The 13,795-nt window shown below is 72.8% G+C and carries 11 protein-coding genes and 1 riboswitch; of the genes, 6 read left to right on the forward strand and 5 right to left on the reverse strand.

Going from position 1 to position 13,795, the window contains the following annotated elements; genetic code table 11:
• The 5 genes from AXW62_RS32865 to AXW62_RS32885 form a co-directional block, all read left to right on the forward strand.
• Nucleotides 1-977, forward strand: a 977-nt coding sequence (locus tag AXW62_RS32865) for a phosphatidate cytidylyltransferase (protein ID WP_060947690.1), incomplete at its 5' end; no start/stop codon positions are given.
• 72 nt (nt 978-1,049) lie between these two features.
• Nucleotides 1,050-2,156, forward strand: a complete 1,107-nt coding sequence (gene rlmN, locus AXW62_RS32870; protein ID WP_060947691.1) for a dual-specificity RNA methyltransferase RlmN — start codon at nt 1,050-1,052, stop codon at nt 2,154-2,156.
• Nucleotides 2,157-2,239: 83 nt separating this feature from the next.
• Nucleotides 2,240-2,344, forward strand: a riboswitch (TPP riboswitch).
• A complete protein-coding gene (locus AXW62_RS32875; RefSeq protein WP_060947692.1) occupies nt 2,340-3,413 on the forward strand; it encodes a thiamine ABC transporter substrate-binding protein in 1,074 nt (357 codons plus the stop codon). It overlaps the preceding riboswitch by 5 nt.
• Nucleotides 3,414-3,508: 95 nt before the next feature.
• On the forward strand, nt 3,509-5,122 hold the full coding sequence (locus tag AXW62_RS32880) for an ABC transporter permease (protein ID WP_060947698.1): 1,614 nt from the start codon (nt 3,509-3,511) through the stop codon (nt 5,120-5,122).
• Nucleotides 5,123-6,160: an ABC transporter ATP-binding protein gene (locus AXW62_RS32885; RefSeq protein ID WP_060947693.1), complete on the forward strand. Its 1,038-nt coding sequence runs from the start codon at nt 5,123-5,125 to the stop codon at nt 6,158-6,160.
• Between the two features lie 7 nt (nt 6,161-6,167).
• On the opposite strand, the gene AXW62_RS32890 is transcribed toward AXW62_RS32885, so the two are convergent.
• The 5 genes from AXW62_RS32890 to AXW62_RS32910 form a co-directional block, all read right to left on the reverse strand.
• Nucleotides 6,168-7,265, reverse strand: a complete 1,098-nt coding sequence (locus AXW62_RS32890; protein ID WP_060947694.1) for an LOG family protein — start codon at nt 7,263-7,265, stop codon at nt 6,168-6,170.
• A 99-nt stretch (nt 7,266-7,364) separates the two neighbouring features.
• On the reverse strand, nt 7,365-8,621 hold the full coding sequence (locus AXW62_RS32895; RefSeq protein WP_060947695.1) for a hypothetical protein: 1,257 nt from the start codon (nt 8,619-8,621) through the stop codon (nt 7,365-7,367).
• Entirely contained in the window at nt 8,603-9,328 is a 726-nt protein-coding gene (locus AXW62_RS32900; protein WP_060947699.1) for an ABC transporter ATP-binding protein, read from the reverse strand. Before AXW62_RS32900 ends, AXW62_RS32895 begins: the two co-directional genes overlap by 19 nt.
• 142 nt (nt 9,329-9,470) lie before the next feature.
• Nucleotides 9,471-11,153 (reverse strand): thiamine pyrophosphate-binding protein, encoded by a 1,683-nt coding sequence (locus tag AXW62_RS32905; RefSeq protein ID WP_060947696.1) that lies wholly within the window; start codon nt 11,151-11,153, stop codon nt 9,471-9,473.
• 232 nt (nt 11,154-11,385) lie between these two features.
• Complete coding sequence (locus AXW62_RS32910) at nt 11,386-12,861, reverse strand: sodium:solute symporter family protein (protein WP_060947697.1); 1,476 nt, start codon at nt 12,859-12,861, stop codon at nt 11,386-11,388.
• A gap of 384 nt (nt 12,862-13,245) precedes the next feature.
• Here AXW62_RS32910 and AXW62_RS32915 point away from each other — a divergent pair.
• On the forward strand, nt 13,246-13,795 hold a 550-nt coding region (locus AXW62_RS32915), incomplete at its 3' end, for a PucR family transcriptional regulator ligand-binding domain-containing protein (RefSeq protein WP_169808188.1).

The raw sequence follows: 13,795 nt of genomic DNA on the forward strand, positions 1-13,795 counted from the left end.
GGGGGGCCGCCCGGCTGGGCGGCCCCCTCTTCCGCGACGAGCGGGAGCCGCAGTCCGGGTCCCGGCAGCCCGCGGGCCGCCCGCCGACGCCCCCCGACCCCGCGCCCGACCCGGCCCCGGCCGACGGTGCGCGCGGCGCCGGTGCCGGGCCGGGGAAGAAGAAGAGCGCGGGCCGTAACCTGCCCGCCGCGATAGGGGTGGGCGTCGGCCTCGGCGTGATCATCGTGGCCTCGCTCTTCATCTACAAGCCGGTGTTCATCGGCGTGATCGCGGTCGCGGTGGTGGTCGGGCTCTGGGAGCTGACCTCGCGGCTGGCCGAGCGCAAGGACATCCGGGTCCCCCTGGTGCCGCTCGCCGTCGGCGGGGTCGCCATGGTCGTCGCCGGCTATGTGCGCGGTGCCCAGGGCGCCGTGGTGGCGGTGGCGCTCACGGCGCTCGCGGTGCTGGTCTGGCGGATGACCGAACCGCCCGACGACTACCTCAGGGATGTCACGGCGGGCGTTTTCACCGCCTTCTATGTGCCATTTCTGGCCACTTTCGTGGCGCTCATGCTCGACACCGGGGACGGCCCGTGGCGGGTCCTCACCTTCCTGCTGCTGACCGTGGTCAGCGACACGGGGGCGTACGCGGTGGGCTGGCGCTTCGGCAAGCATCCGCTGGCGCCGCGCATCAGCCCCGGCAAGACCCGCGAGGGGCTGCTGGGCGCGGTGACCTTCGCCATGGTCGCGGGCGCGCTGTGCATGCAGTACCTCATCGACGACGGCGTCTGGTGGCAGGGCCTGCTGCTCGGCCTCGCCGTCGCGGTCAGCGCCACCCTCGGCGACCTCGGCGAGTCCATGATCAAGCGGGACCTCGGCATCAAGGACATGGGCAAGCTGCTGCCCGGCCATGGCGGGATCATGGACCGGCTCGACTCGCTGCTGCCCACCGCGCCGGTGGTCTGGCTGCTGCTGGTGATCTTCGTGGGCGGCGGCTGACCACCCCCGCCCACGGGCCCCGCGCCGCTCCTGGCGCGGGGCCCTTCGTACGTCTGCGACACTGGGAAAACCATGCCTAAGCCCGGAGAACTCACCTTCGTCGCGCCGCGTGGGGCCAAGAAGCCCCCGCGGCATCTCGCCGACCTCACGCCCGCCGAGCGCAGGGAGGCCGTCGCCGCCCTCGGGGAGAAGCCCTTCCGGGCCGGTCAGGTCTCGCGTCACTACTTCGCCCGCTATGCCGACGACCCCGCCCAGTGGACCGACATACCGGCGGCAGCGCGCGAGAAGCTGGCCGCCGGGCTGCTGCCGGAGCTGATGAGCGTGGTGCGGCACATCAGCTGTGACGACGACACCACGCGCAAGACGCTGTGGCGGCTCTTCGACGGCACGCTCGTGGAGTCCGTTCTGATGCGCTACCCGGACCGGGTCACCATGTGCATCAGCTCACAGGCCGGCTGCGGGATGAACTGCCCGTTCTGCGCCACCGGACAGGCGGGCCTGGACCGCAACCTGTCCACCGCCGAGATCGTGCACCAGATCGTCGACGGGATGCGGGCCCTGCGCGACGGTGAGATCCCGGGCGGGCCGGCCCGGTTGTCCAACATCGTCTTCATGGGCATGGGCGAGCCGCTGGCCAACTACAACCGCGTCGTCGGTGCCATCCGCCGGCTCACCGATCCCGAGCCCGACGGCCTCGGGCTTTCGCAGCGCGGCATCACCGTCTCCACCGTCGGCCTGGTCCCGGCGATGCTGCGGTTCGCTGACGAGGGATTCAAATGCCGGCTCGCGGTCTCGCTGCACGCGCCCGACGACGAGCTGCGCGACACGCTCGTCCCGGTCAACACGCGCTGGAAGGTGCGCGAAGTCCTGGACGCCGCGTGGGAGTACGCGGAGAAGTCCGGCCGCCGGGTCTCCATCGAGTACGCGCTGATCAAGGACATCAACGACCAGGCGTGGCGTGCCGATCTGCTCGGCCGGCTGCTCAAGGGCCGCCGGGTGCACGTCAACCTCATCCCGCTCAACCCGACGCCGGGCTCCAAGTGGACGGCGTCCCGGCCCGAGGACGAGAAGGCGTTCGTGGCGGCCCTGGAGGCCCACGGGGTGCCGGTGACCGTCCGGGACACCCGGGGGCAGGAGATCGACGGGGCCTGCGGGCAGCTGGCGGCTTCGGAGCGCTGAGGGCGGGCCTGATACGGTGCCGGAGCGTCATGGCGTCATGGAACCGCCACGATCGTCGTAGCAACACACCTTCGTACAAGTGAACATTCCGACAGGGGAGCGCTCAGAGCGCTGAGAGTGCGGCACGGCCGCAGACCCTCGGACCTGATCCGGGTCATACCGGCGTAGGGAGTCAGCATCACCATGAACAGCCAGCTTCGGCATGCCATCTCAGCCACCCTCCTCGGCTCACTGGCCTTGGGCGCGCTCGTCGGCTGCGGCGAGGACTCCGGGGGCGGCTCGGACTCCAAGACGGTCACCCTGGTCACCCACGACTCGTTCGCGGCCTCCAAGGCGGTTCTCAAGGAGTTCACCAAGGAGACCGGCTACAAGGTGCGGGTGCAGGCCGGTGGCGACGCCGGGGCCGCCGTCAACCAGGCGATCCTCTCCAAGGGCAACCCCCAGGGCGATGTGTTCTTCGGCGTCGACAACACCCTGCTGTCCCGCGCGCTCGACAACGATCTGTTCACCCCCTACACGGCGAAGGGCCTCGACAAGGTGCCGGCGGCCCTTCAGCTCGACCGGTCCGAGCACCGCGTCACCCCGGTCGACTTCGGCGACATCTGCGTCAACTACGACCGTGGGTACTTCGCCGACAAGAAGCTGGCGCCGCCCCGGACGCTCGACGACCTGACCAAGCCCGCCTACAAGAACCTCCTGGTCACCGAGAACGCGGCCACCTCGTCCCCCGGTCTCGGCTTCCTGCTCGCCACGGCGGCGAAGTACGGCGACGACGGCTGGAAGGGCTACTGGAAGAAGCTGCGGGCCAATGGGGTGGAGGTGGTAGACGGCTGGGAGCAGGCGTACAACGACCGGTTCACCGGCTCGGCCGGCGGTGGCAAGGGCGACCGGCCGCTCGTCGTCTCCTACGCGTCGAGCCCGCCCGCCGAGGTGGCCGACGCCAAGACCAAGCCCGCCAAGGCCCCCACCGGGGTGGCGACGGGCACCTGCTTCCGGCAGGTCGAGTTCGCCGGGCTGCTGAACGGCGCGGGCAACACCAAGGGCGGCAAGGCGCTGCTGGACTTCCTGCTGAGCAAGCGGTTCCAGGAGGACGTCCCGCTGAACATGTACGTCAACCCGGCGCGCGAGGACGCCGAGCTGCCCGAGCTGTTCACCCGGTACGGGGTCAGGATCGCCGACCCGGCCACCCTGGCGCCGCAGAAGATCGCCAAGAACCGTGAGTCGTGGGTCAAGACATGGTCCTCGCTGGTCCTGTAGAGCCCCGCGAGAACCGTAAGGCGGCCGGCGGCCGCCGTGAGACCGGTAAGGCCGACGGCGGCGGCCGGCGCGCGACCGCCCTCCGGCTCGCCCTGATGGCCGTGCCGCTCGCCTTCTTCGCGGTCTTCTTCGCCTATCCCGTGGCCGCCATCGTCACCCGGGGGCTGCGCGTCGGCGGGCGGTGGCGGTTCGGCCGGATCGCCGAGGTGATGTCGGATCCGGCGACGCTGGACGTCCTGTGGTTCACCTGCTGGCAGGCGGTGGCCTCGACCGCCCTGACGCTCGCGGTGGCGCTCCCCGGCGCCTATGTCTTCGCCCGTTTCGACTTCCCCGGCAAGGGGCTGCTGCGGGCCGTGGTGACCGTACCGTTCGTCCTGCCGACCGTCGTCGCCGGATCGGCCTTCCTGGCCCTGCTCGGCCGGGGCGGGCTGCTGGACGAGCTGTGGGGCGTACGGCTGGACACCTCCGTCTGGGCGATCCTCCTGGCCCATGTCTTCTTCAACTACGCGGTGGTCGTACGGACCGTCGGCGGGCTGTGGGCCCAGCTCGATCCGCGTCAGGAGGAGGCCGCTCGCGTGCTCGGTGCGAGCCGGCTGTCGGCCTGGCGCCGGGTGACGCTGCCCGCGCTGGCGCCCGCCGTGGCCGCCGCCGCGCTGATGGTGTTCCTGTTCACCTTCACCTCCTTCGGAGTGATCCAGATCCTCGGCGGTCCCCGCTACGCCACCCTGGAGGTGGCGATCTACCGGGAGACCGCGCAGCTGCTCGACCTCCCCACGGCCGCCGTGCTCAGCATCGTCCAGTTCGCCGCGGTCGCGGCCGTCCTGGCCCTGCACGCGTGGACCGTAAGGCGCCGGGAGAGCGCCCTGCGGCTCGTCGATCCCGGCCGCACGGCACGCCGCCCGAAGGGCTCGGCCCAGTGGGCGCTGCTGTGGGGGGTGCTGGCGGTGGTCGCGCTGTTGATCGTGACACCGCTCGCGGTGCTGGTGGAGCGCTCGCTGCACGGGCCGGACGGCTACGGCTTCACCTACTACGAGGCGCTGCGGTCGGCCGCCGACAGCGGGGGCACCTTCTTCGTGGCCCCCCTGGAGGCCGTCGGGAACTCCCTGCGGTACGCGGCCGTCGCCACCGTCTTCGCCCTCGTCGTGGGCGGTCTCGCCGCCGCCGCGCTCACCCGTAGGGCGGGGAGGCTGGTGCGGGGCTTCGACGCGCTGCTGATGCTGCCGCTGGGCACCTCGGCCGTCACCGTGGGCTTCGGGTTCCTGATCGCCCTCGACGAGCCCCCGCTGGACCTGCGTGCCTCCTGGATCCTGGTGCCGCTCGCCCAGGCCCTGGTGGGCGTGCCCTTCGTCGTGCGGACCATGCTGCCCGTGCTGCGGGCGGTGGACCACCGGCTCCGGGAGGCGGCGGCTGTGCTCGGGGCGTCCCCGTGGCGGGTCTGGCGGGAGGTGGACCTGCCGCTGGTCGGACGGGCCGTGGCGGTCGCGGCGGGCTTCGCGTTCGCCGTCTCCCTGGGCGAGTTCGGGGCGACCGTCTTCCTCGCACGCCCCGACCATCCGACGCTCCCGGTGGCCATCGCCCGCTTCCTGGGGCGGGCCGGGCAGCTCACCTATGGGCAGGCGATGGCCCTGAGCACGATCCTGATGCTGGTCTGCGCCGGATCGCTGCTGGCGCTCGAGCGCATCCGCACCGACCGTTCCGGAGAGTTCTGAATGACGCTGCTGCGACTGGACGAGGTGACCGTGAGGTTCGGCGGACGCGACGCGCTGGACGCCGTGGACCTGGAGGTCGCCGAGCACGAGACGGTCTGTGTGCTGGGCCCGAGCGGAAGTGGCAAGTCCACCATGCTGCGCGTGGTGGCCGGGCTCCAGCCCGCCGACACCGGCCGGGTGTGGCTCGCCGGACGCGATCAGAGCGGGGTGCCCGCCCACCGGCGCGGGGTGGGGCTGATGTTCCAGGACCACCAGCTGTTCCCGCAGCGGGACGTGGGCGGCAACGTCGCCTTCGGCCTGCGGATGCGCAAGGTGGGCCGCGCGGAGGCGGACCGACGGGTCGCCGAACTGCTGGAGCTGGTGGGGCTGCCGGGGGCCCAGCGCCGACCCGTCGACTCGCTCTCCGGCGGGGAGCAGCAGCGGGTGGCGCTCGCCCGCGCGCTGGCCCCGCGCCCCAAGCTGCTGATGCTGGACGAGCCGCTGGGCCAGCTCGACCGGGGGCTGCGGGAGCGGCTGGTCGTGGAGTTGCGCGAACTCTTCGAGCGGCTGGGGACCACCGTCCTCGCGGTCACCCACGACCAGGGGGAGGCGTTCGCGCTCGCGGACCGGGTGGTGGTGATGGAGAACGGCCGGATCGCCCGGACCGGCACCCCGCTGGAGGTGTGGCGGCGGCCCGGCACCGAGTTCGTCGCCCGCTTCCTCGGCTTCGACAACGTGGTCGAGGCGATCGTGCACGGCGAGGTCGCCGACACCTGCTGGGGCAAGCTGCCGGTGCCGCCCGGCTCCCGGCCGGGCCCCGGCAGGCTGCTGGTCCGCCCGGCCGGGGTGCGGTTGACGGACCCCGGGGAGGGGCTGGCGTGCACCGTGGCGGCGCGCACCTTCCGCGGCGACCATGTGACGCTCGTCCTGGCGCCGTCGGACCCTGCCGCGCCGCGTCTGGAGGCGTCCTGCGCCCTGCGGGACGCCCCGGAGGCCGGGGCCCGGGTCGGGGTGGCCTTCGACCCGGCGGACGTGGTGGTCCTGGACCCCGCGCCCTGACGCCGATTCAGCCCAGCAGGGACAGCAGCGCCCCGGGCGCCTCGTCCACCGAGTCCACCAGCGCGATACGGGCCTTCATCGACCGTCCCGCCGAGAGTGCTTCGAGCAGCGGCCAGGCCGGCAGCCGCCGGGTCCAGTGGTCCCGGTCCACCAGCACCATCGGGGTCGGCTCACCGCGCGACTCGTAGTAGTTCGGCGTCGCGTTGTCGAAGATCTCCTGGACGGTGCCGGCGGCGCCCGGCAGGAAGACCACGCCCGCGGTCGAGCGGGCCAGCAGGCCGTCCTCGCGGGTGGCGTTGGCGAAGTACTTGGCGATGTGCGAGGCGAACGCGCTCGGCGGCTCGTGCCCGTAGAACCAGGTCGGGATGCCGACCGACGCCCCGCCGTCCGGCCAGCGTTCACGCACCGCGAAGGCGGCCTCGGCCCACGCCCCGACGGACGGCCGGAAGGAGGGCGTCTTGCCGAGCAGTTCGAGCGACTCGTCCAGCATCGCGTCCTCGTACGGGGCCGCGTAGGCACCCAGGTTCGCGGCCTCCATCGCGCCCGGCCCACCGCCCGTTGCGACCGTGAGGCCGGCCCGTGCCAGGGTCCGCCCGAGGCGCGCGGCGCCCGCGTACCCGATGGTGCCGCGCTCCAGCGCGTGGCCGCCCATGACGCCCACCACTCGTGTCCCGACGAGGAGTTCGTCGAGCGCGTCGGAGATCGCGTCGTCGTGGATGGAGCGCAGCATCGAGGCGAAGATGTCGCCGTCCGTCTTGGTCCGCTGGAACCAGGCGTAGGCGAGGGCGTCCGGTGTCCGTGCGTAACCGTGCTCGGCGAGGCCGTCGAAGAGTTCCGCGGGCGAGTAGAGAGTGCCGCGGTACGGATCGAACGGCAGATCCGGCACCGGTGGGAACACCAGCGCACCCCTGGCCCGCACCGTCGCCGCCGCCTCCGACTCCATCGGACAGCCGAGGAAGACCGCCTCGCTGGTGTCGGTGGAGAGGAGCGCGGCCGTACGGCCCGTCAGGTCCACGGACTGGACCCGGAACCCGGCCAGGGTGCCGCGGGCGACGACCTGGTCGAACTCCTCGATGGACTCTATTTCGCGGTCTGGTTCCTGCACGCCGACATGCTAATCACACCGGAGGTGGTGGGCTGTGGATGGTGAGGAGCGCGACCGAGCCGCGGGGCCGCACACTCCAGGGGTGAACACCACAGACCTTCAGCGGCGGAACGGCATCGCCGTGAGATGTGCCACCACCCACACCAGCGGCACCAGGAGCGCCAGCAGGGCCGTCGCGCGCAGCGCGGCCGCCCCGCGGAGCAGCCTGGCCGGGGCGCCGAGACGCAGCAGGGCGGCGGTCGTTCGCCCGCGTGCGCTCCTCGCTTCCAGCACCGCCGTCACGGTCGTGGCCGCGGCGCACAGCGTGACCAGGGCCGCGCCCAGACCGGTGAGCGGGCCGAAGGCATGGGCGCCGGACGGCCCGGAAGCCCTTCCGTACAGCTCCAGGACGGTGTACGCGGCGGAGCCCAGCACGCACAGCACGCCGACCGGACGTCCGATCAGTCCGGCCTCCTGCTGGAGCACGCGCCCGGCCAGCAGCCGCAGCACGCCCGGTCGCCCTACGGCCAGCAGCGCGCCGCACAGATGGATGAGGCCGGGCCCGGCCAGCACCAGGCCGATCGCCGCCAGGGCCCAGCCGCCCACCACACCAGGCGGGTTACCGTCGAGACGGCCAGGCACGGCGAACACGGCGTCGGGGCGCGGGGGCGCGTCGCCGCTCGCGTACGTCTGGAGGGCGAGTCCGGCCGCGGTCAGCGCGATGCCCCACGGAAGTCCGGAGGTGGCATGGTGGGGTCGTGGCCCGACCGGCCCCGTCACGACGGTGGGCCGGGCCGGGACCGCCGGGCGGCGGGCACCCCGCGGTCCGCGGGCCGGCGGGTGCCCGGTCCGCGGCTGCCGGGGCCACAGCCCGGCCGCACACGCGCCGGCCACCAGCACGGGGACGACGGCGATCAGAGTGACCGTGCCGGCCGGCGGCAGCGGCTGCCCGCCGCCGAGTTGTCGGCTCGCCGCGCCGTTCCCCGCCCAGCCCAGCCAGGAGCCGCCGAGGTCGCCGCGCAGATGCAGAAAGGTCAGCAGCGCCAGCGCACCGCCGAGCGCACAGGCGGTCGCCATCGAGGCCGCCGTGAGCAGCGCCGAACGGGCCGGGCCGAGCCCGGCCGCGGTGAAACCGGGGCCCGGCCCGGTGCTGGGGTCGGCACGGCCCACGGCGACGGCCAGGTGGACGGTTGTGGCCAGCGGTACCACGCACCACAGCAGCCGCCCCACCGCGCCCTGCGAGTCGGACGGATGGCCGGAGGCGAACCCCAGGGCGCACAGCAGCAGAAAGCTCGCGCCCGCCGCGGCGACGGTGACCAGCGACCGCCGCAGCAGCACCAGCGGGCGGGCACCGCGGGTCAGGCGGAGGCTGAGCACGCGGCCCTGCCTTCCGCCTCGGAGGGGTCCGAGTCCACCCGGCGGCCGTCGAGCAGGGAGACGGTGTGGTCGGCGAGGGTGGCCACCTCCGGCTCATGCGTCGCGAGGACGACGGTGATGCCATGGGAGCGGGCCGCCGAGGTGAGGGTGCGCAGCACCTGGGCGCGGTCGGCCCGGTGCAGCGGTGCGGTGGGCTCGTCGGCGAAGAGCACGCCGGGCTCGGCGGCCAGCGCACGGGCGATGGCGACGCGCTGGCGTTGGGACTGCAGCAGCGCGGCGGGGCGCGCCCGGGCACATTCGCCCACGTCGAGCCGGTCCAGCCATTCGTATGCGGCACTCTTCGCGGCGCGCCGTCCGGTGCCGCGCAGCAGCAGGGCCAGTGCGGCGTTCTCCCAGGCAGTGAGCTCGGGGACCAGCTGGGGTTCGGTGCCGATCCAGCCGAAGTGGTCGCGCCGCAGCCGTTCGAGACCGAGCGGGGGGAGGGAGTGCACGGGAGCGCCCTTGAACCACACTTCACCGCTGTCGGGGACGAGTTGGCCCGCCAGGCATTTGAGCAGGGTGGTCTTGCCGCAGCCGCGCGGACCGGTGACGGCGAGGATCTCGCTCTGCTGGGCGCTGACGGAGACCCTGATGAGGGCGGGCGAGCCGCCGTAGGCGTATGACACGGTGCGTGCCGAGAGCACGTCGTCGTCCGGCGGAGCCACCATCCCGAGCACCTCGCCTTACCTGCGATCGTCTCATTCCCCCGGTTGGGTGAACGAGCGCGAAGCCAATGGGTCACTGGCACGGTAAGGACTCGGGTGGGGGCCCGCGCCCAGGCTCGGCGCGGGTGGCCCCCATTTCCTCCGATCAGCCCTGATCGGGCCCGGGGCCGCCGTGGGCCCCGTCGCCGGTGAGCCGGTCGAGGTGGGTGGGCGCGTACATCCGCAGCAGCGCGGGCAGCACCACGACCGACGGTCCGGGGGCCGCGAGCGCGGCGGCGAGGTCCGCACGCAGCCGTTCGGGTGTGGTACGGACCGCGGGGACGCCGAAGGACTCGGCGAGCGCCACGAAGTCGGGACGGGACAGCTCGGTGCCGGTCGCCTCGCCGAACGCGTCCGTCATGTACTCGCGCAGAATGCCGTAACCGCCGTCGTCCACGATCAGCCAGGTGACGGGCAGCCGGTACTGCCGGGCGGTGGCGAGTTCGGAGACCGAGTACATCGCGCCGCCGTCGCCCGATACGGCCAGCACCGGCCGGTCGCAGTCCGCGACGGCGGCTCCGAGGGCGGCCGGGAAGCCGTAGCCGAGACCGCCCGCGCCCTGCGCCGAGTGCAGAGCGCCCGTGCGCGGGTCGAAGGCGGACCAGGCCCAGTAGGAGAGGATCGTCATGTCCCAGAAGCTGGGGGAGTCATCGGGCAGTGCCTGCCGCACCGAACGCAGCACCCGCTGCTCCAGTTCCAGGCCCTGCGCCTCGATCCGGTCCCGCACCCGGGTGAGGAGCCCGGCCGCGGCCTTGGCCGCCGTGCCCGGAGGGCGGGGCGCGACGGCCTCGGCCAGGGCGGCCAGAGCCTCACGGGCGTCGGCGTGGATGCCGAGCGCCGGATGGTTGGACTCCAGCTTCCCGAGGTCGGCCTCGATCTGCACGAGACGGCCACGCGGGCGGAAGGTGTGGTAGTTGGAGGAGAGTTCACCGAGCCCGGAGCCGACGACGAGCAGGACGTCGGCGTCCTCCAGGAACTCGGTGGTGTGCGCGTCCTCCAGCCAGGACTGGAGCGAAAGCGGATGGTCCCACGGGAACGCGCCCTTGCCGCCGAAGGTCGTGGCCACCGGGGCGTCCAGCGCCTCGGCCAGTGCCCGCAGTTCCTGCCGCGCTCCGGCGCGCACCACTCCGCCCCCGGCCAGGATCACCGGACGCTCGGCGCCGCTCAGCAGCCTCGCGGCCTCCGCCGTCAGCTCGGACCGGGGCGGCAGCGGACGGGGCGCGGCGCGCAGGGAGGTCACCGGCGGCACGGAGACCGGTGCGAGCAGCACGTCCTGCGGAATCTCCAGCCACACCGGTCCGGCGGGCGCCTCCAGCGCGGACGCCCAGGCGGCGGCGAGCGCGGAGGGGATCTGGGAGGCCGCACGGACGGTATGGACGGATTTGACGATGTCACGGAAGGAGGCTTTCTGGTCCACGAGTTCATGGAGATAGCCTTTGCGCCCACCGCCGAGCCCGGCGGTCGGCACCTGGCTGCCGATGGCCAGGACGGGCGCGGACGCCGCCGCCGACTCCTGCAGCGCGGCGAGCGTCATGAGCGCCCCCGGCCCGGTGGACACCAGCAGGGGTGCGACCGATCCGGTGACGCGAGCGAAGGCGTCGGCGGCGAACCCCGCGTTGTTCTCCACCCGCAGCCCCACATATCTGAGCCCGGAGCGCCGCAGCGCGTCGAACGCCCCGAGAGCGTGCTGTCCGGGAAGTCCGAACACGGTGCTCGCGCCGAGCGCGGTGAGGGACTCCACGACGAGATCGCCGCCGTGACGCGCTCGCTGTGCGGTGGACAGGGGCATGGGGTGGTGCCTTTCTGACGGTGGTGCGTAGGAGCAGGTGTGGATGTGCGCGAGGAGGGGCGCGGGGACGTGTGCAGAGAGGCGTGCGGATGCGCGATGGGAGGGGGCGGTGTGGGGACGTGCCCAGGGAGTGGCGTGCCTGCGGAGGCGGCATGGTGAGGTGGGCGGGAGCGCGAGGAAAGGGGGCACGTGGGAAGGGGATGCGTGGGAAGGGGTGCGAGCTGGGGCGGGGTCAGGCGTTCGCGGTGGCCGGGCTGGCGGGTTCGGAGGCGGGGACGGCCGGTTCCCCGGCGAGCCGGCGGCGCCAGACCTCGAGGATCGCCGCGTCGGTGGGCCTGGTGGCGAGGCTGACCGCCACATACGCCACCAGCGAGGCCAGCAGCCCGGCGTAGATGGGTTCGTTGGCGAGGATGCCCTTCCACATCATCAGCGCGATGACCGTAAGGCCGCCGACGCCGACCGAGGACAGTGCGCCCGCGCCCGTGCCGCGCTTCCACAGCAGCCCGCCCAGGATCGGCATCAACAATCCGCCGACCAGCACGTTGTAGGCGACGGTCAGCGCCTCGACCACGTTGTTGAGCGCGACGGAGATGCCGATCACGGCGACGCCCATGATGAGGATGAAGACGCGGTTGCCGCCGACCTCGTCGTGGGACGCGCCGCCCGTACGGAGCGTCCGTCCCCGCAGCCGGGCCCAGATGTCGTTGTTCGCCACCGTCGCGCAGGCGATGAGCGCGCCCGAGGAGGTGGACATCACCGCGGACAGCGCGGCGGCCAGCACCAGCCCCTTCACTCCTACCGGGAGGGCGTCCTTGACGATGGTCGCGAAGGCGTCGTCCGGAGTGCCCAGCTCCGGGTACAGCACCTTCGCCGCCGTGCCGATGACCGCGCCCGCGACCGCGTAGGCCAGGCAGTAGGTACCGGCAGTGGTGCCGCCGAGGCGGGCGACCCGGTCGTCGCGGGCGGTGAAGACCCGCTGCCAGATGTCCTGGCCGATCAGCATGCCGAAGGAGTAGATGAGCACATAGGTGAAGACGGTCTGGCCGCCGATGCCCATGGGGGAGAAGTAACCATGGGGGAGCTCGGACTTCATCGCGGCGAAGCCCCCCGCCTTGACCACCGCGATCGGCAGCAGCAGGAGGAGCACGCCCACCGTCTTGACCACGAACTGCACCATGTCGGTGAGGGTGATCGACCACATGCCGCCGAGCGTCGAGTAACAGACCACGATCGTCCCGCCGAGCACGATGGCGACGACCCGGTCCAGCCCGAAGATCACATCGAAGATGGTGGCGTAGGCGATGGTCGAGGTGACGGCCAGCATCAGGGTGTAGGCCCACATCACGATGCCCGATATCAGCCCGGAGGAGCCGCCGTAGCGCAGATCCAGCATCTGGCTGACCGTGTAGACCTTCAGGCGGGCGATGCGCGCCGAGAAGAAGACCGACAGCGCCAGCAGCCCGAGGCCGATGGTGACGACCATCCAGGCCCCGGAGAGCCCGTACTGATAGCCGAGCCCGACACCGCCGATGGTGGACGCGCCGCCGAGCACGATCGCGGCCATCGTCCCGGAGTACATGACCGGCCCCAGCCGACGGCCCGCGACCAGGAAGTCGCTGGTGGAAGTCGTGCGGCGCATCCCCCACCAGCCGAGTGCGAGCATGCCCGCGAGATAGGCGACGATCACGGTGTAGTCGACAGCGGTCATGGCGGTGCTCCTCGGTCCGGCGGGGGTCGGGTAGCGGTCTGGAGAGCGGAGGCGCGTGGGACGGGGGAGGTCCCGGCGATCCGCGGGGCGGGGGCAGGGCGGTGGTCCGCGGGGTCAGATGGTGGGGAGGCGGGGGAGGGAGTGACGCAGACCCTAGGTGTCGCCGGAGCGTCCGGGAAGTGTACGTTTCCTCCACTCCCGATCCCCGGGATGTGCGAAAGGTCCCTGGGGTGTGCGGAGGCATCCCTGGGATGTGCGCAGCATCTCCGGGGTGTGCGGAGGCATCCTCGGGACGCACGAAGGGTCCCCGGGGTGCGCGAACGATCTCCGGGTGCACCGGTGATCCCCGGGTATGACGAACCACCCCACGCGAGGCCCGCCGTGATGAACGACCGAGTCCCCCCGACGGCCCCCGTCCCGCTCGCCACCCTCCTCCGTCACCCCGCCCTGGGGCTGCGGCAGGTCGCGGGCGCCCGCGAGACGGACACGCCCGTGTACTTCGTCCACACCAGCGAGATGGAGGACCCCGTCCCATACCTGCTGGGCGGCGAGTTGCTGCTCAGCGCGGGGGTCCACTGCCCGGAGGCGGCGGGCGCGGGCACCTACTGGGACCGCTATGTGGCCCGTACGGTCCAGGCGGGCGCGGCGGCCCTCGGCTTCGGTATCGCGCCGGTGCACGACACGGTGCCCCGTGCACTGGTCGAGGCGTGCGACCGGCATGGGCTGCCGCTGGTCGAGGTCCCCCGGCAGACGACCTTCACGGCCGTCGCGAGCGCCGTATGGGACGCGATCGCCGAGCGCCGCCACGTTGAGCTGCGGCGCGTCACCGAGGCGCAGCAGTCGCTGGCGACGGCCGCGGCGCGCCCGCACCCCGTACCGGCCGTACTGCGGCAACTGGGCCAGCATCTCGGGGCGTGGACGGCGCTTTTCGGGC

This window comes from Streptomyces hygroscopicus subsp. hygroscopicus (assembly GCF_001553455.1).
Classification (GTDB): domain Bacteria; phylum Actinomycetota; class Actinomycetes; order Streptomycetales; family Streptomycetaceae; genus Streptomyces; species Streptomyces hygroscopicus.

Excerpts from the sequence above, each read along its gene's own strand:
- rlmN (WP_060947691.1), top strand. The coding sequence starts at position 1,050 with ATGCCTAAGCCCGGAGAACTCACCTTCGTCGCGCCGCGTGGGGCCAAG.
- AXW62_RS32875 (WP_060947692.1), top strand. The coding sequence starts at position 2,340 with ATGAACAGCCAGCTTCGGCATGCCATCTCAGCCACCCTCCTCGGCTCA.
- AXW62_RS32880 (WP_060947698.1), top strand. The coding sequence starts at position 3,509 with ATGGCCGTGCCGCTCGCCTTCTTCGCGGTCTTCTTCGCCTATCCCGTG.
- AXW62_RS32885 (WP_060947693.1), top strand. The coding sequence starts at position 5,123 with ATGACGCTGCTGCGACTGGACGAGGTGACCGTGAGGTTCGGCGGACGC.
- AXW62_RS32900 (WP_060947699.1), bottom strand. The coding sequence starts at position 9,328 with ATGGTGGCTCCGCCGGACGACGACGTGCTCTCGGCACGCACCGTGTCA.
- AXW62_RS32905 (WP_060947696.1), bottom strand. The coding sequence starts at position 11,153 with ATGCCCCTGTCCACCGCACAGCGAGCGCGTCACGGCGGCGATCTCGTC.
- AXW62_RS32910 (WP_060947697.1), bottom strand. The coding sequence starts at position 12,861 with ATGACCGCTGTCGACTACACCGTGATCGTCGCCTATCTCGCGGGCATG.